The organism is Methylobacterium sp. J-001 (assembly GCF_022829565.1).
Taxonomy (GTDB): Bacteria; Pseudomonadota; Alphaproteobacteria; order Rhizobiales; family Beijerinckiaceae; genus Methylobacterium.
Genome location: NZ_JAKSYN010000200.1, coordinates 73,957 through 91,515 on the forward strand (window position 1 = coordinate 73,957; position 17,559 = coordinate 91,515).

At 70.2% G+C, this 17,559-nt stretch carries 20 protein-coding genes; 14 read left to right on the top strand and 6 right to left on the bottom strand.

The genetic code is table 11. The features are described 5' to 3' along the window. Positions 1-109 precede the first annotated feature (109 nt). The 3 genes from MKK65_RS24670 to lpxK are packed head-to-tail and all read left to right on the top strand — an operon-like array spanning position 110 to position 3,221. Positions 110-895, top strand: coding sequence for a lysophospholipid acyltransferase family protein (locus MKK65_RS24670; protein WP_058191077.1), 786 nt, complete (start codon positions 110-112; stop codon positions 893-895). Next, a complete protein-coding gene (locus tag MKK65_RS24675; protein ID WP_243960604.1) occupies positions 892-2,223 on the top strand; it encodes a 3-deoxy-D-manno-octulosonic acid transferase in 1,332 nt (443 codons plus the stop codon). Before MKK65_RS24670 ends, MKK65_RS24675 begins: the two co-directional genes overlap by 4 nt. Further along, positions 2,223-3,221, top strand: coding sequence for a tetraacyldisaccharide 4'-kinase (lpxK, locus tag MKK65_RS24680; protein WP_243960605.1), 999 nt, complete (start codon positions 2,223-2,225; stop codon positions 3,219-3,221). The genes MKK65_RS24675 and lpxK overlap by 1 nt, the downstream gene beginning before the upstream one ends. Here lpxK and MKK65_RS24685 read toward each other — a convergent pair. Together MKK65_RS24685 and MKK65_RS24690 are read right to left on the bottom strand one after the other, a co-directional pair. Beyond that, positions 3,199-3,417, bottom strand: coding sequence for a DUF2093 domain-containing protein (locus MKK65_RS24685; RefSeq protein ID WP_058191074.1), 219 nt, complete (start codon positions 3,415-3,417; stop codon positions 3,199-3,201). The genes lpxK and MKK65_RS24685 overlap by 23 nt on opposite strands. Before the next feature lie 52 nt (positions 3,418-3,469). Then, positions 3,470-4,456 carry a bifunctional riboflavin kinase/FAD synthetase gene (locus MKK65_RS24690; protein WP_243960607.1) on the bottom strand — a complete coding sequence of 329 codons (987 nt, stop codon included), beginning with the start codon at positions 4,454-4,456 and terminating at the stop codon, positions 3,470-3,472. Between the two features lie 292 nt (positions 4,457-4,748). Between MKK65_RS24690 and MKK65_RS24695 the strand changes: the two genes are divergently transcribed. From MKK65_RS24695 to MKK65_RS24720, 6 genes are all read left to right on the top strand, one after another. Next, a complete protein-coding gene (locus tag MKK65_RS24695) occupies positions 4,749-5,132 on the top strand; it encodes a response regulator (RefSeq protein WP_007560016.1) in 384 nt (127 codons plus the stop codon). Positions 5,133-5,242: 110 nt separating this feature from the next. Next, entirely contained in the window at positions 5,243-5,776 is a 534-nt protein-coding gene (locus MKK65_RS24700; protein ID WP_058191072.1) for a protein phosphatase CheZ, read from the top strand. Positions 5,777-5,885: 109 nt separating this feature from the next. Beyond that, the gene (locus MKK65_RS24705; RefSeq protein WP_243960609.1) at positions 5,886-6,680 is read left to right on the top strand and encodes a creatininase family protein; all 795 of its coding nucleotides are present in this window, start codon (positions 5,886-5,888) and stop codon (positions 6,678-6,680) included. Between the two features lie 70 nt (positions 6,681-6,750). After that, positions 6,751-7,467 (top strand): DUF1223 domain-containing protein, encoded by a 717-nt coding sequence (locus MKK65_RS24710; RefSeq protein WP_243960611.1) that lies wholly within the window; start codon positions 6,751-6,753, stop codon positions 7,465-7,467. Further along, positions 7,464-8,135 (top strand): sigma-70 family RNA polymerase sigma factor, encoded by a 672-nt coding sequence (locus MKK65_RS24715; RefSeq protein ID WP_243960613.1) that lies wholly within the window; start codon positions 7,464-7,466, stop codon positions 8,133-8,135. The genes MKK65_RS24710 and MKK65_RS24715 overlap by 4 nt, the downstream gene beginning before the upstream one ends. Continuing rightward, on the top strand, positions 8,135-8,791 hold the full coding sequence (locus MKK65_RS24720; protein WP_243960615.1) for an NrsF family protein: 657 nt from the start codon (positions 8,135-8,137) through the stop codon (positions 8,789-8,791). The genes MKK65_RS24715 and MKK65_RS24720 overlap by 1 nt, the downstream gene beginning before the upstream one ends. Positions 8,792-8,794: 3 nt before the next feature. Here the strand turns inward: MKK65_RS24720 and MKK65_RS24725 are convergent, their stop codons facing one another. After that, positions 8,795-9,286, bottom strand: a complete 492-nt coding sequence (locus MKK65_RS24725) for a YcgN family cysteine cluster protein (RefSeq protein WP_243960617.1) — start codon at positions 9,284-9,286, stop codon at positions 8,795-8,797. A 239-nt stretch (positions 9,287-9,525) separates the two neighbouring features. Between MKK65_RS24725 and MKK65_RS24730 the strand changes: the two genes are divergently transcribed. The 3 genes from MKK65_RS24730 to MKK65_RS24740 are packed head-to-tail and all read left to right on the top strand — an operon-like array spanning position 9,526 to position 13,149. Next, on the top strand, positions 9,526-11,826 hold the full coding sequence (locus MKK65_RS24730) for a transglycosylase domain-containing protein (protein ID WP_243960618.1): 2,301 nt from the start codon (positions 9,526-9,528) through the stop codon (positions 11,824-11,826). 4 nt (positions 11,827-11,830) lie between these two features. Beyond that, the gene (locus tag MKK65_RS24735; protein ID WP_243960620.1) at positions 11,831-12,535 is read left to right on the top strand and encodes a DUF1214 domain-containing protein; all 705 of its coding nucleotides are present in this window, start codon (positions 11,831-11,833) and stop codon (positions 12,533-12,535) included. Continuing rightward, positions 12,523-13,149 carry a hypothetical protein gene (locus tag MKK65_RS24740; RefSeq protein WP_243960622.1) on the top strand — a complete coding sequence of 209 codons (627 nt, stop codon included), beginning with the start codon at positions 12,523-12,525 and terminating at the stop codon, positions 13,147-13,149. The genes MKK65_RS24735 and MKK65_RS24740 overlap by 13 nt, the downstream gene beginning before the upstream one ends. Positions 13,150-13,156: 7 nt before the next feature. On the opposite strand, the gene MKK65_RS24745 is transcribed toward MKK65_RS24740, so the two are convergent. Next, the gene (locus MKK65_RS24745) at positions 13,157-14,002 is read right to left on the bottom strand and encodes a hypothetical protein (protein WP_243960624.1); all 846 of its coding nucleotides are present in this window, start codon (positions 14,000-14,002) and stop codon (positions 13,157-13,159) included. Positions 14,003-14,047: 45 nt separating this feature from the next. Further along, positions 14,048-14,260, bottom strand: a complete 213-nt coding sequence (locus tag MKK65_RS24750; protein WP_058191065.1) for a hypothetical protein — start codon at positions 14,258-14,260, stop codon at positions 14,048-14,050. A 402-nt stretch (positions 14,261-14,662) separates the two neighbouring features. Here MKK65_RS24750 and MKK65_RS24755 point away from each other — a divergent pair, with 402 nt between their 5' ends. Further along, positions 14,663-14,956, top strand: a complete 294-nt coding sequence (locus tag MKK65_RS24755) for a hypothetical protein (protein ID WP_007560002.1) — start codon at positions 14,663-14,665, stop codon at positions 14,954-14,956. A gap of 46 nt (positions 14,957-15,002) precedes the next feature. After that, on the top strand, positions 15,003-15,959 hold the full coding sequence (gshB, locus tag MKK65_RS24760; protein WP_147938168.1) for a glutathione synthase: 957 nt from the start codon (positions 15,003-15,005) through the stop codon (positions 15,957-15,959). Positions 15,960-15,983: 24 nt separating this feature from the next. Here the strand turns inward: gshB and MKK65_RS24765 are convergent, their stop codons facing one another. Further along, entirely contained in the window at positions 15,984-17,519 is a 1,536-nt protein-coding gene (locus MKK65_RS24765; RefSeq protein WP_243960626.1) for a cation:proton antiporter, read from the bottom strand. Positions 17,520-17,559: the final 40 nt, after the last annotated feature.

Here is a 17,559-nt window from a genome sequence, read left to right on the forward strand (position 1 = left end):
CCGGCGGCGCGCGAGTTGCGTCGGCTCAGGCTGGGGGACTAGACCATCGGCGGACGAAATCACGCCCGGTCGATTCGGGCTGTGCCGGTCCGGCTGCCACAAGCGTCACATGAATCTCGGCAAGCGTATCCTTCGCCATCCCGTCGTTCAGCGCCTCCTCGGGCGCGTGGCGGCCGGGTATCTGCGCCTCGTGCGGGCTACGAACCGCTTCGAGGTGCAGGCCGGCGCGGGCGGGTCGGGTGCTGCGGATCGGTGGATCGACGCACAGGTGCCCCTCATCGCCGGCATGTGGCACGGCCAGCACATCATGATGCCGTTCATGCGCCGGCCGAGCGACCGGGTTGCGACGATCATCTCGAAGAACCCGGACGGCAACATCAACACAATCGCGCTGGAGCATCTCGGCGTGCGCGTGATCCGGGCCTCCGGCGCCCGCGGTCGGGATCGGGCGACAGATCTGCGCGCCAAGGGTGGTGCGGAGGGTTTGCGGGCGATGCTGCGGGCCTTGAAAGCGGGCGAGTCGGTGGCTTTCAGCGCGGACGTACCGAAGGTCTCGCGCCGCTGCGATGCCGGGATCCTAACGCTGGCGCGTTTCTCCGGCCGTCCGATTGTCCCGGCCGCCGTGGTCACGAGCCGGCATCTGCGCTTCAAATCCTGGGATCGGGCCTGTCTCGGCCTGCCCTTCGGCCGGGGCGCGGTGGTGCTGGGCGAGCCGATCTACGTCGCGCGTGATTGCGCCGGCGACGAGTTCGAGGGGCTCCGGCGCCACCTCGAAGCGGAGATGAATCGGGTGCATGCGCGCGCCTATGCGCTGGTCGGGCGCCCCGACCGTGCGGCGCTCTATCGCGTTGGGTCCCCGGCTGTAGCGGCCGCCCCGGTGGGAGACACCGCGTGAAGCGACCGTCCGTGACCCTGCCATTGCTGGCTTACCGGGCCGGACTGCGGGTCGGCGAGCCCGCTCTGGCCGGGCTCCTCGCCTGGCGTGCGCATCACGGCAAGGAGGACCCGCTGCGGCTGCTTGAGCGGCGTGGCCTGCCCGGTCGGGCCCGCCCGGTCGGGCCTTTGGTCTGGATGCACGGCGCGAGTGTCGGCGAGGTCCTGTCGCTGATCGGGCTCGTAGAAGGCATGATCGCCCGCGGCTTTTCCGTCCTGGTGACCACCGGGACACGCTCGGCTGCAGAGCTGATCGGCTCTCGCCTGCCGCCTGGCGCCGTGCATCAATACGTGCCGCTCGACGCGCCACGCTGGGTGGCCCGCTTCCTCGCCCATTGGCAGCCGAACCTCGCCATCGTGGCGGAGTCAGAGATCTGGCCGAACACGATCCTGGAACTGGACGCCCGCGAGATCCCGCTGATCCTGGTCAACGGTCGCATGTCGGAGCGGTCGTTCCAGGGCTGGGAGCGCTGCCCGCGCACCGCCAGGGCGCTGCTGTCGCGGATCGCGATCTGCCTCGCGCAGACCCAGGAGGATGGCGCACGCTATGCCAAGCTCGGAGCCCCCCGGGTGAGCGTCGCCGGCAACCTGAAATTCGATGCCCAGGTGCCGCCGGTCGATCGACAGCAGCTCGCCTATCTGGGCGATCTGGTCGCCGACCGCCCCGTCTGGATCGCGGCGAGCACGCATGAGGGCGAGGACAGCATCGTCGCCTACACCCACGCGGTGCTGAAGGCACAGTTTCCGAGGCTCCTGACGATCCTCGCGCCCCGGCATCCGAGTCGCGGCGCGGAGGCGGCGGAAAGCGCGGCCTCCTACGGCCTGCGCAGCGCCAGGCGCTCCAGCGGCGGACGTCCCCATCCGTCCGTCGAGGTCTACGTCGCGGATACGATCGGCGAGATGGGCCTGTTCTACCGGCTCGCCCCGCTGGCCTTTCTCGGCGGCTCGCTGATCCCGCATGGCGGCCAGAACCCGATCGAGCCGGTGCGCCTCGATACGGCGATCCTGCACGGGCCGCACACTGCGAATTTCGACGTGGTCTATCGCGCCCTGGACCAAGCCGGCGCCGCTCTTCCGGTCCGGGACGGAGTCGAGCTGGCCACCCTGGTCGGCGAACTCTTGGGCGACCCGGTGCGTCTCGACCGCATGGTGCAGGCGGGACCGGGGGCGCTACGGCCGTTCGAGGGCGCGGTCGGGCGCACGCTTGCGGTGCTCGAACCGTTCGTGGCGCAGATGAAGCTCCAGCGGCTCGACCGGGGCGACCTCGCACGACCGCTCGTGCGGGCCTGATGCGGCCACCACGCTTCTGGGCAGCGGGCGCCGATCACTCTGTCGCGCGCGCCCTGGGGCCGCTCGGCGCGGTCTACGGCGCGCTCACCGCGCGGCGCATGGATCGGCCCGGCCTACGGGCGGGCTGCCCGGTCCTGTGCCTGGGGAACTTCACCCTTGGAGGGGCCGGCAAGACGCCCGCCGCGATCGCGGTCGCCGCCCTGCTGGTCGAACTCGGCCGCTGCCCGGCTTTTCTGTCCCGCGGCTATGGCGGGCGCCTGGCTGGGCCGATCCGGGTTGACCCGAACCACCACGGGGCCGCGGATGTCGGCGACGAGCCGCTGCTCCTTGCCCGTCACGCGCCGACGATCGTGTCGCGGGACCGGCCAGCCGGGGCGGCCCAGTGCCGGGCGCTCGGCGCCGACGTGATCGTCATGGATGACGGGTTGCAAAACCCGACCCTTACCAAGGATCTCGCCTGGGCAGTGGTGGATGGCGGAGCCGGCATCGGCAACGGGCGACCGTTCCCGGCTGGTCCCTTGCGGGCGCCGCTCGGACGGCAATGGCCCCATGTCGCCGGCCTGATCCTGGTGGGCGACGGGGCCCCCGGTGCGTCGGTCGCGGAGAGCGCGGAGAGGCGCGGACTGCCAGTCCACCGGGCCCGGCTTGTCCCGGACAAGATCGAACTGGCCGGCCGGCGCTTCCTCGCCTTCGCGGGAATCGGTCGCCCGGAAAAGTTCTTCGCCACGCTGCGCGAAACCGCAGCCGTGATCGTGGCTGAACGGCCCTTCGCCGACCATCACCCCTACGGTGAAACGGAACTGGCGGCCCTGGTCGCCGAGGCGGACCGGCTCGGTGCGGAACTTGTGACGACCGAAAAGGACGCTGTGCGGCTGCCCGCCGCCTTCGCGGCCCGGGTCAGCGTGCTGCGTGTGCGCCTGGTGCCGAACGATCCGCAGGCCCTTTACGGGCAGATCCGACAGGCCCTGTCGGACTCTAAGGCCGCCCGGTTTCCTTGAGCCGCGTCAGGATCGCCTCGGGCGACACATAGGCTTCCTGCCGCGCGGCGCTCCAGTAGCGCAACCCGTCGAGCGGGATTTGCTCGCCGGTTACCGCACAGCGGACGAAGCTGCCCGGTTTGACCACGCGCATGGTGCCGTCCCCATATTGGACGACCGCCTCGCCGTTCTGTCCACGCTCATAGCGACCCAGCACGTTTGCCTCCTGATCGATCCCGCATTCTACACGATCCGCGGCGTTCGCAGAATCAGTCGAGCATCGAGGGCGTTTGATCGGCGGCCAGCAGGGCCCGCGCCGCGTCGGAATCGACGTGCATGCGCGCGATCAATGCCTCGGCGCTGGCGAACCGCTCCTCGCCGCGGATGTGGCCGACGCATTCCACGGCGATCTCCCGCCCGTAGAGGTCGCCTGAAAAATCGAACAGGTAGACTTCGAGAAGCGGCGCTCCGTCGTCGAAGGTTGGACGGCGGCCGTAGCTTGCGACGCCGTTCCGGACCTCACCGGGTCCGAGGCGCACGCGCACCGCGTAGATGCCGTGCGCCAGTCCGCAATCGGGCAGCATCACGTTGGCGGTCGGGAAGCCGAGCTGGCGGCCACGCTTGTCGCCATGGCGGACTTGGCCGAGCACGAACCAGCGATAGCCGAGCAGCGCATTGGCTCGGGCGACGTCGCCGGCCGCCAGGGCCGCCCGGATCGCGCTCGACGAGACCGGCTCCGTCTCGCCCGCCAGGGCGACCGGCTCCACGATCCGGCATCCCATGCCGGCCTCCTGGCAGAGTTCGGCCAGGATCGCGGGTGTGCCCTCCCGGCCACGGCCGAAATGGAAATCGTGGCCGACCACCACGCCGGACAGGCCGAGCGACCCTTTCAAGAAGTCGAGCACGAAGGCGCGGGCGCCGGTGGCGGCCAGAGCGCCGTCGAAGCGGCGCACGATCAGCCCGTCGAGGCCGAGATGCGCGAACACGATCTCCTTCGCGGCCAGCGCGGTAAGGCGGAACATCGGCGCATCCGGCGCGAAATAGGCGCGCGGATGCGGCTCGAAGGTCAGCACCGCGGCCGGCCGGCCGGCCTCGCGTGCCGCCGCGCGCACGTTCTCCACCAGCACCCGATGGCCGCGATGGACGCCGTCGAAATTGCCGATCGCTGCGACCGCCCCGGCAAGGGGCGGCGGTACCGGCGCGTCCACGCCGCAAATCGTGAAGGGCCGCATGGCCGGTTCGTCGCCTGGGGCCATCGATTCGGGATCGGAGACTCGGAAAGGGCCGGATGGGAGCGCCTGCGCTGTCCGCGGCAGGCCCGACGGAGCCGGACCCTGCCGAAACGCGCCCGGAGGGTCAAGCGAGCGCGCCGGTCCGCGACATCGCAGGGGGCGGCGGCGAATGCCACACCTGCAGATTAACGGCTTCGCAATGCGCCTGCCCTATTTTAAATGCTGAGCAGCGCAGCTATTTTGCAGCGTTAGTGAAGCGTTCATCTTTTCGGGAGCCGCCTCGGCCTCCCGCCGGGCAATACGGAGCAGTTGGTCTATGGCTCTCGATCTGAGCATGCCGATCCTCGTTGTCGACGATTACCAGACGATGGTTCGAATCATTCGGAATCTATTGAAGCAGCTCGGCTTCGAAGAGGTTGATGACGCTTCGGATGGTACGGCAGCACTGGCGCGCCTCAAGGACCGCAAGTACGGTCTGGTCATCTCGGACTGGAACATGGAGCCGATGACGGGCTACGAGCTGCTCCGGCACGTGCGGGCCGACGAAAATCTTCGGACGACGCCCTTCATCATGGTGACGGCCGAGTCGAAGACTGAAAACGTCATCGCTGCGAAGAAGGCTGGCGTGAACAACTATATCGTCAAGCCGTTCAATGCGGCGACGCTCAAATCCAAGATCGAGGCCGTCTGCGGGAACTGATGACTTCCGTGGCACGTCCAATGCGCCCTCCGGCCAAGCCCCCAGCACGCCGGAAGGCGCCCAAGAGCGATGCCGCCGGTATCGCTGGTCGCCGATCCCAGGAGGAGAGCATGTCGTCAGCCGCCGCGCGACAGCCCGAGATGCGGTTCCGCGAACCGCACGCCGTGATCTCCGAGTTGATCGAGATCGCGGATTACATCGCTCATCTGCGCGAGGAGATCGGCGCACTCCGGGCGAACGAGATGAGTCGCGACCGGATTCCCATGGCTCATGAGGAACTCGGCAGCGTCGTCGCCGCCACGGCGGGAGCGACGAACACGATCATGGAGGCCGCGGAGGCGATGCTCAGCCTCCCCGACGGTCCGGGCTACCGGGACGCGGTCGAGGAGCGGATCAACACGATCTTCGAGGCCTGCGCTTTCCAGGACATCACCGGCCAGCGGATCGCCAAGGTCGTCGAGGCCCTGCGGCTGTTCGAACAGCGGCTCGCGCGTTTTGTCGGCGCCGTGAAGGCCCGGGATGCCGCCTCCACGGATCCGGTCGAGATGGCCCGCCGCGCCCGTGCCGATGACCTGCTCCTCAATGGCCCTCAGGCCGTCGAGGAAACCCCGTCCCAGAACGACATCGACGCCCTCTTCGCCTGAGAGCCCTGTATCGCCCGGCCGTCGACGGCGGCCGGGCGGGCGGTGTAGATCGCCCTCGGCGACCGCCCGCCCTGCGGCGGTCGCGTCGGATGAGGGGCGGGCTCGAAGCATGGTGGCACGGCTCTGGTCTGATCTGACCACGGACGACCTGGCATGGCGCGACATGCGGCGTACGGTGGCGGTGCTGCCGGTGGCCGCCATCGAGCAGCACGGCCCGCACCTCCCGCTCGGCACCGATGCGATCATCGCCGAGGGCTATCTCGCCCGTGTCCGCGCCTTTGTGCCGGACGACCTCGACATACTGTTGCTGCCGATTCAGGTTGTCGGCAAATCCGACGAGCACGATGCCTTTCCCGGCACGCTCTCCCTCGACACCGGGACGGCCCTGGCCGCCTGGGCCGGGATCGGCGCCGCAATCCACAGGACGGGTTGCCGCAAGCTGGTGATCGTCACGAGCCACGGCGGCAACAGCGCCCTCATCGATCTCGTGGCTGGCGACCTGCGCGCCCGGTTCGGCTTGGTCGCGGTGACGACCGCCTGGGCCCGGTTCGGATATCCGGACGGCCTCTTCCCTCCGGAGGAGATTGCGCACGGCATCCATGCCGGCGGCGTCGAGACCGCGCTGATGCTGGCCCTGCGGCCGGATCTGGTGCGGGCCGACCAGATCGCGAATTTCCCGCCGCGCAGCCTCACGATGGCCCGGGATTACACCCATCTGCGTGCCGGCCGCCCAGCCGCCTTCGCCTGGAAGGCCGGTGACCTGCATCCCTCCGGGGCGATGGGGGATGCCCGGCTGGGATCCGCGGAGGCCGGGCTCACGGCACTCAATCACGGCGCCGCCGCCTTCGTGGCGCTGCTGCGGGACGTGGACCGTTTCGAGCTCGACAAATCCGATCCGGCGTAACCGGCCCGCGCGTCCGGCCGAAAGATCGGTCACGCGCAGGCATCCTTCGCCAGCGCCGGGAGGCCCGGCCATGAAAATCGTCGCGTTGATCTCAGCAGCCCTGATGCTGGCCGCCATCCGCCCGGCCGCGGCGCTGGAGCGCCCCGTCGTCGTCGAGCTGTTCACCTCACAGAGCTGCTCGTCCTGCCCGCCCGCGGAGGCATTGATCGGCCGGCTCGCCAAAGAAAGCGCGGACGTGCTGCCTCTGGCGTTCCACGTGACCTACTGGAACCATCTCGACTGGCGCGACCCCTATTCCCTCCCGGCCGCCACCGCCCGCCAGAACACTTATGCGGCTCAATTCTGTGGGCCGAGCTACACGCCGCAGGCGGTGATCGACGGGCAGGCAGGTCTGGTCGGTTCCGACGAGACAGGCCTGCGGGCGGCGATCGCGCAGGCGCGGCGCGTCGGGCCGTCCGTTCGGGTGAGCCTGGCCCGCGAGGGCGCTCGCTTGGCCGCCCGGGTCGGGTCCGGGAGCGGGGCCGGCCGGGTCCTGCTGATCGGCTTCGACCCGAGCCATACCAGCCGGGTCCTGCGCGGCGAGAATGCCGGCCGCACCATCGAGCAGGCCAACGTGGTCCGGTCGATCCAGGATCTCGGTCCCTGGTCCGGCGCAGCCACAACCTTCGAGGCCGCCGCGCCGGCGGGCGAGACCGCCGCCCTCCTCTTGCAGGCCGAGGACGGCCGTATTTTGGGTGCGGCCCGGCTAGGCGAGCGCCTCGCCTCGGCCGAGGGGAGCCCGCGATGATGCTGGCTATGCCGGGCGGCGTCGCCGGGCGCGGATGGGCGCTGGCGCCGGACTCCCGCCCCGCGCTAGACTCAGCCCAGGCCGGGGAACGGATCGGCGGCGGAGCCCGGATGGCGCTCGAAGGAGAATTGGCCGCTCTGATGGCGGCCGCACAGGACGGCGACGCGGTGGCGTACCGCGCCCTTCTGAAGGCGTGCCTGCCGGTCGTGTCCGCGATCGCCCGCGCGCAGGGTGTGCGCGGCGAGGCGGTGGATGATGTCGTTCAGGATACGCTGATGACCGTGCATCGCGCGCGCGCCAGCTACGATCCGGCGCGGCCGTTCCTGCCATGGCTGCGGGCCATCACCCAACGCCGGGCCATCGACCGCCTGCGCCGGTCCGGCCGCCGGCCCCGGGAGGTCCACGATCCCCTCGCCTACGAGGCCGAGGCCGATCCCGGTCCCGAGCCCGGCCAGGGGTTGGAGGCGCGCGACCGGGCTGCCGCGCTTGCGCGTGCCGTCGCATCTTTGCCGGACGGGCAGCGGCAGGCGGTCGAGCATCTCGGCCTGCGAGAGTTGTCGCTGGACGAGACGTCGGCCCTCACCGGGCGCAGCAAGGGCGCGCTCAAGGTCAATCTGCACCGGGCCTTGAAGGCCCTGCGCGCCAACCTGATGCAGGAGCGGCGCTGATGGCCGATCTGGCCCGCTACGAGCGGCTCGTCGAGGATCTCGCCGGCGGCCTGGAGCCGGTTCGGCCACTGCCCTCCCCGGCCCTGCGCGCGGCGCTTTGGCTCGGGGTGGCCGTGCTCATCGGCCTAATCCTGGCAAGTCGGATCGACACCGCCGGCTTCATGCTGCGCATGCGTGTGCCGGATCTCGCCTGCGCAGCGCTCGGAGCGGTGCTGACGGCCGTGGCGGCCGCCTTCGCCGCCTTCGCCACCAGCGTGCCTGGCCGTACCAAGGCCTGGGCCCTGCTGCCGCTGCCGCCGCTGGCCCTCTGGGTCGGGGCGAGCGGCTTCGGCTGCCTGCGCGACTGGATCGCCCCCGGCACAGGCCAGCCACACCCGCAAGAGGTCGCCGGCTGCTTCAGCTTCCTCGTCTGCGTCTCGGTGCCGCTGTCGGTGCTGATCGTCGTGATGCTGCGCCGGGCCTGTCCGCTGCGGCCGAACCTGACGGCCGCCCTGGGCGGGCTCGCTGCGGCCGCCGCTGCCGCCGCGCTGCTGATGCCGTTCCACCCGCACGACGCGACCGCGTCGGACCTGCTGATCCACGCCGTCGCGGTGGTCGGCGTAATCGGCCTCAACGGCCTTGCGGGCGGCCGGCTGCTCGGCCGCGGCATCGGTTAGTCTTCAGCGCGCGTCCGGATCCGCGCCTGGCCAGGCCACGATCCGGTCCGGCAGCTCGTCGTCGGAAAATTCCTCCTCGTTGCCGGCGAGCCGGCCGCGGATGGAGATGCCGGCCTCGTGCACGCTCGAAGCCCGGCCCGAGACCAGGGGATGCCACGGATAGAGCGGCTCGCCGTCGCGGACGAGGCGATAGGCGCAGGTTGGCGGCAGCCACGGGATCGTGCGCACTGCCTCCGGGGTCAGCCGGACGCAATCGGGCACGCGCTTCTGGCGCCGGGCATAGTCGCGGCAGCGGCAGGTCAGGCCGTCGAGCAGGGTGCAGCCGATATCGGTGTGGTGGACCTCGCCGGTCTCGTCGTCCTCGAGCTTGATCAGGCAGCACCGGCCGCACCCGTCGCAGAGGCTCTCCCACTCGGACGGCGTCATGGCTTCGAGGGTCTTGGTCCGCCAGAACGGCTCGGCGACCCCGCGGCGCAGCGCCTCGGGCTTGGACATCGGGGTATCTCACGATCGGGAAGAGCGTGTGTCTGCCCGAGCCGGCGCCGCGGGGCAAGCGGGAGTCCCTGCGGCGAATCACGAGACTGCGCAGAGCCTCGCCGACCGTTGCAGATCCTGCTAAGGATGGACACGCCGCGCGGGGTCTTGGCCGCGGGATCCTTGCCCGCGGCGCGGGCGCTCGATCCTCCGCCGCAAAGATTCGCCGCAGAGGCGCTCGACAAGCCGGGTCCGACATCGTGCGCCTGCCGACGCTCACCGAGATCAAGATCCGCATCGAGCGCGCCGCCCTGGCGTTCGACGCCTGGGTCAATGCCGGCCTCTACGACAGCGGCCGCTCCACCGGGGCGGTCTACGAGCGTTTCCAGCGGGTGATGAGCCGGTTCGCCGTGCATGGCTGGAAGCGGATCGCCCTCGATCTGACCAGCGAGGCCGTGACCCTCGGGGCCGGCGGCGCGGTGCTGATGCTCGCCTTCGCGCAGCCGGCCTTCCAGCTCACCAGCGAGAATTGGCTGAAGCAGCAGGACCTCGCCGTCACGTTCCTGGACCGGTACGGCACCGAGGTCGGAAGGCGTGGCATCAAGCACGACGACTCGCTCAAGCTCGACGAGTTTCCCGACATCATGATCAAGGCACTGGTCTCCACCGAGGACCGGCGCTTCTATGAGCATTGGGGCATCGACCCGATCGGCACCCTGCGGGCGCTGGTCAACAACTCGCGCGGCGGCGGCGGCACGCAGGGCGGCTCCTCGATCACGCAGCAGCTCGCGAAAAATCTCTTTCTGACGAACGAGCGGTCGCTGGAGCGCAAGATCAACGAGGCGTTCCTGGCTCTGTGGCTGGAGAGCCACCTGACCAAGAACGAGATCCTGAAGCTCTATCTCGACCGGGCCTATATGGGCGGCGGCACCTTCGGCGCCGTGGCGGCGGCCGATTACTATTTCGGCAAGCCGCTCAAGGACATCAGCCTCGCGGAAGCCGCCATGCTGGCGGGCCTGTTCAAGGCGCCGACGAAATACGCGCCGCACGTCAACCTGCCCGCAGCCCGCGCCCGCGCGGCGGACGTGCTGCACAACATGGTCGAGGCCGGCTTCGTCACGGAGGGGCAGATCCAGACGGCCCTGCGCAATCCGGCGACCCCGGTGACCCGCACCCGCGACATCACCGCCGATTACTACCTCGATTGGGCCTTCGGCGAGATCAAAGGCATGGCCGATGCGGGCAAGCTCCGCAGCGACCGGGTGCTGACGGTGAAGACGCCCCTCGACCTCGCGATCCAGAAGCGGGCCGACGAGGTTGTCGCCGACATCCTGCGCAAGTCCGGCGACGCCTTCGACGTCGATGAGGCCGCCATGGTCATCCTCGATCCCGATGGCGCGCTGCGCGCCATGGTCGGCGGCGCCGATTACGGCGAGAGCCAGTTCAACCGCGCCACCGACGCGCTGCGTCAGCCGGGTTCGTCGTTCAAGCCCTACGTCTATTCCGCCGCCCTCCTCTCCGGCCTGTTCAAGCCCGAGACCGCGGTGGTCGACAGCCCGGTCTGCATCGGCAACTGGTGCCCGCAGAATTATGGCCGGTCCTATGCCGGCCGCGTTCCGATGTGGCTCGCCGTGGCGAAGTCGATCAACACGATCCCGATCAAGATCTCGATCGCGCTGGGCAAGGCCATGGGCATCAGCCACGAGGCCCGGGCGGCCAAGGCGGGCCGCGCGAAGATCACCGACTTGGCCCACAAGATGGGCATCACCTCGAACCTGATCGACACGGTCTCGATGCCGATCGGCTCCGACGAGGTGACGGTGATCGACCAGGCGGCCGGTTACGCGGTGTTCGCCAATGGCGGCTTCAAGGCCAAGCCCTACGCGGCCATGGAGGTGAAGAACTCGTCCGGCGAGGTGATCTACCGCCATGCCGACGAGGCGCCCGATCGGGTGCTGCCGCCCCAGGTCGTCGCCGATATGAACTTCATGCTCAACAAGGTCGTCGAGGAGGGCACCGGTAAGCGCGCCCAACTCGAGGGCGTCAAGGTGGCCGGCAAATCCGGCACCACCAACGCGTACCGGGACGCGTGGTTCGTCGGCTACACGGGCAATTACGTCGGCGCGGTCTGGTTCGGGAACGACGACCACACCTCGACCAACAAGCTGACCGGCGGCTCACTTCCGGCCCAGCTCTGGCACGACGTGATGGAGCCGGCTCACCAGGGCATCGAGATCAAGGGCCTGCCGGGCCTGAAGGACAGCCCGCGCGCCGCCCAGCAGCAGGCCGCAGGCGGCCCCACCGCCCCGATCGATCCCAATGCCAGCGCCTACGGCAAGCTCTCGCGCCGCTCCTTCGAGGTGATCGGCGGCCTCAACGGGCTGTTCCGCACCGTGGAGCGCGCCCCCGCGGGCGAGGCGCGGCCGGACGCCGGCAGCGCGGACAAGGCCACGCAGAAGACCGACCGGAAGCCGGGCGACCGGGCTGCAGCATCCCCGACCCAGCCGCGGGAGGTGGCCGAGGGCGCCCGGTCTGTCGGCGGCCGCATCGAGCTGCGGTGACCCGATGAGGCTCGCGATCCCTGGAAGCCCCGGCCGCAGATCCGCGGCCGGAGATGATCGACCCGCGGCAGAGGTACGCTCCCTCAGCGGTGCCGGGCGGCTCCTCGCGCGTATCTGGCGCAAGAGTTCGGTCGCGGGTCTCGCGGTCTATGCCCTCGCGCTCGGCGGGGTGCTCGGCCTCGCCAGCGCCGATTGGGCGACGCGGGGCGGCTACCCGTTCGGCGGGGTGCAGGTCGGCGCCTGGACGGCGTGGCCTCGGGCTGGCTCTGCGAATGCCGACCCCTATACCCGTGCCGTCAACGCCCGACGCGGCGAGATCCCGCTGGCGGTGGGCGAAGGCTTGCTGCTGACCGCCGCAGTCGACGACCAGGGGCAGGCGCTCGACGCCACCTGTACGTATCGCATCGGCGGCGGGACGCCGCCGGCCCGGGCCTGGACCCTTACGGTCGCCGGTCGCGGCGCCCGCGAGCCCGGCCGGCCGACGGTGCGCGAGGGCTTCACCTCTACGGAGGTGCTGCGCGCGGCCGACGGGCGGTTCTTGGTGGTGCTCGCGCCCGAGGTCCAGCCCGGGAACTGGCTGCCGAGCCCCCGGGACAGCGGTCCGGTGCGCCTGGCGTTGCGTCTCTACGATACGCCGGCCGCCGCCAGCGTCGGATCGCTGGATCGGGATTCCGTGCCGGCCATCACCCGCCTGGGATGCGCATCGTGAACCTGCGCTTCGTTTATGCCACGCTGATCGGGTTGGTGCTCGCCGGGATGGTGCACATCGCGGCGGTGCTCGCGATCCCGCGCCTGTCCGAGACGGACGCCGTCTCGCGCGCCCGGACGAGCGAGAACCTGGATCACCCGCAGCCGATCTACACGGTGGCGACCGGCGACGACCCCTCCCCGCCCGAGGCGTGGCTGCCGATCCCCGACCCGGCCGTGGCGGTCGGCGTCTGTGCCTATGATCTCGCCGATGGCCCGATGCGCGTCTCGGCCCGGACAGGGCCGCTGTCGCTGTCACTGGCCGCCCATGCCCGGCGCGGGGCCTTCTACGCGGTGACCGACCAAGCCGCCGTGCGTGGCGCCCTCGACCTCGTGATCCTGACCCGCGCCCAATACGACGAGGCCCTGGCCGACGACGACGAGAACGATCCGAGCCGCGACGTGCGCATCGTCGCGCCGGACACGCGCGGCGTCGTGGTCGTGCGGGTGATCGCCGGCCTGCCGAGTCAGCGGCCTGGCGCCAACGCGGCGGTCCAGGCGGTCTCCTGCACCACCGACACGCCCGCGGACGAGCCTGCCGGCAAGGAGCTCATCGCGAAGCCGGCGGGGCGGTAGCGCCGCATCAGTATTTGACGACGAGCGGCGGGGCTTCGGCAACCGGCACGAGGGCGGCTTCGAGGCCGCAGCGCGCCCCGGCATCCGGCGGCAGCAGTGGCACCAGCAGGTTGCGGCGGGCGGCGAGCATGGCCAGAGACCGCTCGGCCGAGACGGATTCCGGCGACGGAGCCGCGGCGAAGAGGTGCTCCAGGGCGAACCGATAGCGCGCAAGCCGAAGGCCGGTCTCGATCCGCACCCAGGCGATCAGGCACCGGTTCTCGGCGACGCGCTGCGCGGCCAGACGGATATCCGCGTCGTCGAGAGTTTTGGCGAAGGGCAGGCTGCGCAGCCGCGCGGCATCCGCATCGATGACCCGCGCTGCCAACGCTACGAAGATCGGGATCAGGCGGCCATCGGCCGTGGCGTCGTCGGCGAGTTGGCGGTAGCGGGACACGGGAGAGCGCGTGGGCTCGGCGGTCAGCACGTCATAATAGGCCCCGACCTCGTCGAACCGCCAAGTCGGCGTCGCGTGCGCGCTGGCCAGCCCGAACAGGGCATCCTGGAAGGCCGCGAAGGTGCTGGCCGGCTGCACGAACCGCCAGGCGCGGTCGCGCAGGGCCTGCTCGTCGTCGGTCAGGCCGGAATCCAGAAGCAAGCGGCCCCGATCACGCACCGAGAAGCTGCCGGTGGTGTCGATCAGGCCATTCCAGACGCCGGTCCGGGGCCGTCCGAAATCGCCGCTTTGGGTGCAGGCAGCGAGCAGCGCCAGGGCCGCTCCGGTGGGCAGGAGAAGAGAAGCCTTGAGGGCGCGGCGCGCGCGCGTGCCTCGGTCATGGATGAGGGGCGGCCGATGGCGGTCCGGGACAGGCATGATCAAACCGTCGGAAACGTCGCGCGGCCGGGCCGGTCGACGTGTTCAGGAAGCGAGGCGCTCGTAGCGCACGCCGAGGAAGAACAAGATTTCGCCGCGCTGCTCCTCCGTACGCGGCAGGCGGCGCGTCCGCCGCGCCTCCTGGCCGGGGAACGGGATCAGGATCGCGGAAGCGTCCGGCCGTGCGTCGTACGTCGCATCGTTGGCGGGCATCGGCGGTCGGAGCGCGCTGGTCACCTGCGGCTTGAATGGGGTCATCGTCTCCGGCTCCTGTCGGCGGCTCGAGCGTCAGTGCCCGGGCCCTGCAGAGGGGGTCGGCAAGGGCTACAGAAACCATTCAGCATGACGTGGTTAACGGAGTCTTGCCGGCCATCCGGCGTATGTGGCGCGCGAATTGCGACGCTGTTTTCGCCCATGGCGGGCGTTTCCTCCCTATGACTGAGGCCCCGTCCGATCGCGGACGGGGCCTTTTTTAGCGTCGGCTCCGTGCGGCCCCTGAGACACACCCGGGCAGGGTGTTGGCGCAGCGTTCCGCGCGGGGAACCCATGCGCAGCTGCGGCGCTTGCCTACCGCCCCGCGCGACCGATATGGCGGACCCAAGCGGACGGGATACCGCCGCATCGAATTTCCGCGCGATCGAGATTTGAGGACACCGCTGAATGCGACTCGTTCCGGAACGCACCTTGCACGCCTACCGTCGGCGCAGCCTCGCCGCTGCAGCCCTCGCGCTCGTGACGCTCGCTGCCGGCCCCGCCTACGCTCAGCGCGAGGACCAGGGCCTGCAGCTCGGCTGCGCGAACGACTATTTCCGTCTCTGCGCCGGTGTCGATCCGAACAGCCAGGACGCCGACAAGTGCATGATGCGCAACCGCAAGCGTCTCTCGCCCGAGTGCCGCTCGGCGATCGGCGATTACGACAAGCGCACTGGCAGCAAGTCGCTGTCCGACGATTGAAGACCCGTCCGGTCGAGACACCCGCCGTGTGCGAAGGGCATTTCCGATGGGCTTGACCGTCGCCGTCCAGATGGACCCGATCCAGAATATCCGGATCGCGGGGGACACGACCTTCGCGTTGCTGCTCGAGGCGCAGCGGCGGGGCCATGACCTGATCTATTACACACCCGACCGGCTCTCGATGCAGGGCCGGCGGGTCACCGCTCGCGTCGAGCGACTGACCGTACAGGATGTCGAGGGCGCGCATTTCACCCTCACGCCGCCGGAGCGGATCGACCTCGCGGAGGCGGACGTGGTGCTGATGCGTCAGGATCCGCCCTTCGACATGGCCTACATCACGGCCACACACATGCTGCAGCGGATCCACCCGGAAACGCTGGTGGTCAACGATCCCTTTGAGGTGCGCAACGCGCCCGAAAAGCTGTTCGTGCTCGACTTCCCAGAGCTGATGCCGCCGACCCTGATCAGCCGCGACAAGGCGGAGATCGAGGCGTTCCGGCTGGAGCACGGCACCGTGGCGATGAAGCCGCTGCACGGGCATGGCGGCGCGGCGGTGTTCAAGGTCACGGAGACGGACCCGAATTTCGGCTCGATGTTCGACCTGTTCGCGACCACCTTCCGGGAGGCCTGGGTGATCCAGCGCTATCTCGATCGGGTGACCGAGGGCGACAAGCGCATCATCCTTGTCGACGGCGTCGCGATGGGCGCGGTCAACCGCGTGCCGGCGGCCAACGACATCCGCTCCAACATGGTCCGCGGTGGTGCCGCCTCGGCCTCCGAGCTGACCGAGCGCGAGCGCGAGATCTGCGCGACGATCGGACCGGAGCTGGCCCGACGCGGCCTGATCCTTGTGGGGATCGACGTGATCGACGGTCACCTGACCGAGATCAACGTCACCTCCCCCACCGGTATCCGGGCGATCCAGCGTCTCGGCGGTCCCGACCTGTCGGTTGCCGTGTGGGATGCGATCGAGTCCCGCGTCGCGGCGCGCAAGGGCGTCTGAACACGGGCGTTGGTCGGCTGAGCTTTAGGTTTCGGCCTTCGGCGTCGCGTTGAGCTCGGCCCAGTCGAACTCCTCCTCCAGCAGGAAGTACGCGTCATCGCCGATCCGGCCCTGGCGGCGCAGGGTCAGGACCGCGTTGCGGGCGGCCTCCACCGAGCGGCGACGGGCGGCGTCCGAAGGCAGGCTCTCGGGGGCGCGACCCTCGTCATGGGCCTCGGCCTCCTCGAGCGCCGAGCGGAACTCCGCCCGCAACGTATCGATCGCCGGCTCGTCCCCGGATTCGGACAGGCTCTCGAGGGCGGCCTTGTATGCGGCGGCCCGCGCCCAGCCGACCTCGCGCCCGACCGGATCGTCATCCTCCAGCTTCAGGTAGGCGAGCAGCGGTCGCAGGGTCAGGCCCTGGACGATCAGCGTCCCGAGCACCGTGAAGAAGGCGGTGAACACCACGAGGTCCCGGTGCGGGAACTCCATCGGCAGCGCCAGGGCGGCTGCGACCGTGACGATGCCGCGCATCCCGGCCCAGGACAAAGCGAGCCCCGGGCCGTACCGCGCCCGTGAGCCCGCCTGACGCAGGCCGAGGCCCTTAAGGCCGGTCGTGGGCAGGACCCAGGCGAGCCGCGTCACCACCACGGTGGCGAAGATCGCGGCGGCCAGGAACGCCGCCTGCCAGGCATCCGCACCGGTCAGCCGGTCCTGGATCGGGTCGATCTGGATGCCGATCAGGATGAAGGCCAGGACATTGAGCACGAACACCGCCGTGTCCCAGACCGCGTAAGAGATCACCCGGGTGCGCGGCGCCGTGATCCCGGGCGCCCGGCGCGCGACCGTGACCGCGAAGGTCACGATGGTCAGCACCCCCGACATCTCCAGCTTTTCGGCCGCGAGCCAGATCCCGAAGGCGGCGACGAACTGCATTACGATGGTGCTCGCCGGATCGGTGACGCGGCGGGTCAGGGCGACGAAGGCGAGGCCGAGGCAGGGGCCGGCCGCCAGGCTCGCCACGACGCCGAGCAGGAAAGCGGGGGCCACCTCGGCCGGATGGAAGCCGTCCGCCATCGCGGCCGCCACCGCCAGCCGGTAGATGATCAGCGAGGCGGCGTCGTTGAGCAGGCTCTCGCCGCGCAGGATCGTGGCGAGGCGGTGCGGCATCGGCGCGTGCTTGAGGACGGCCAGGGCCGCCACGGCATCGGGCGGCGCGACCACGGCGCCCAGCACGATGCAGGCCGCGATCGGCATGTCCGGCACGATGAGATGCGCCACGAACGCGACGGCGAGCGTCGTCACCGCCACGGCGCCGACCGCGAGACCGAACACCGCGCGCCAATTGTCCTTCATGTCCCGGATCGAGGCGTCGAAGCCGGCATCGAGCAGGACGGGGGCGAGGAACAGGGCGAGCGCCAGCTCGGGATCGAGCCGCAGGTTCGGCACGCCGGGCACGAAGGCGAGGCCGACGCCGCCCAAGGCCAGGAACGCCGGGTACGGCGCGCCAAGCCGTCGCGCCAACGCAGCCAACAGGACCGCGCCGAACAGGACGCCGACAACCCACTCGAAGATCACCATACTGCGGAAAGAGGGCGGGCACCGTGACCGTTCCAGGGCG

Coding starts and splice junctions, on each gene's coding strand:
- gshB (WP_147938168.1), top strand. CDS start 15,003: ATGGGCTTGACCGTCGCCGTCCAGATGGACCCGATCCAGAATATCCGG.
- MKK65_RS24755 (WP_007560002.1), top strand. CDS start 14,663: ATGCGACTCGTTCCGGAACGCACCTTGCACGCCTACCGTCGGCGCAGC.
- MKK65_RS24715 (WP_243960613.1), top strand. CDS start 7,464: ATGATGCTGGCTATGCCGGGCGGCGTCGCCGGGCGCGGATGGGCGCTG.
- MKK65_RS24750 (WP_058191065.1), bottom strand. CDS start 14,260: ATGACCCCATTCAAGCCGCAGGTGACCAGCGCGCTCCGACCGCCGATG.
- MKK65_RS24745 (WP_243960624.1), bottom strand. CDS start 14,002: ATGCCTGTCCCGGACCGCCATCGGCCGCCCCTCATCCATGACCGAGGC.
- MKK65_RS24765 (WP_243960626.1), bottom strand. CDS start 17,519: ATGGTGATCTTCGAGTGGGTTGTCGGCGTCCTGTTCGGCGCGGTCCTG.
- MKK65_RS24670 (WP_058191077.1), top strand. CDS start 110: ATGAATCTCGGCAAGCGTATCCTTCGCCATCCCGTCGTTCAGCGCCTC.
- MKK65_RS24735 (WP_243960620.1), top strand. CDS start 11,831: ATGAGGCTCGCGATCCCTGGAAGCCCCGGCCGCAGATCCGCGGCCGGA.
- MKK65_RS24710 (WP_243960611.1), top strand. CDS start 6,751: ATGAAAATCGTCGCGTTGATCTCAGCAGCCCTGATGCTGGCCGCCATC.
- MKK65_RS24695 (WP_007560016.1), top strand. CDS start 4,749: ATGGCTCTCGATCTGAGCATGCCGATCCTCGTTGTCGACGATTACCAG.
- MKK65_RS24705 (WP_243960609.1), top strand. CDS start 5,886: ATGGTGGCACGGCTCTGGTCTGATCTGACCACGGACGACCTGGCATGG.
- MKK65_RS24690 (WP_243960607.1), bottom strand. CDS start 4,456: ATGGCCCCAGGCGACGAACCGGCCATGCGGCCCTTCACGATTTGCGGC.
- MKK65_RS24700 (WP_058191072.1), top strand. CDS start 5,243: ATGTCGTCAGCCGCCGCGCGACAGCCCGAGATGCGGTTCCGCGAACCG.
- MKK65_RS24720 (WP_243960615.1), top strand. CDS start 8,135: ATGGCCGATCTGGCCCGCTACGAGCGGCTCGTCGAGGATCTCGCCGGC.
- MKK65_RS24740 (WP_243960622.1), top strand. CDS start 12,523: ATGCGCATCGTGAACCTGCGCTTCGTTTATGCCACGCTGATCGGGTTG.
- lpxK (WP_243960605.1), top strand. CDS start 2,223: ATGCGGCCACCACGCTTCTGGGCAGCGGGCGCCGATCACTCTGTCGCG.
- MKK65_RS24725 (WP_243960617.1), bottom strand. CDS start 9,286: ATGTCCAAGCCCGAGGCGCTGCGCCGCGGGGTCGCCGAGCCGTTCTGG.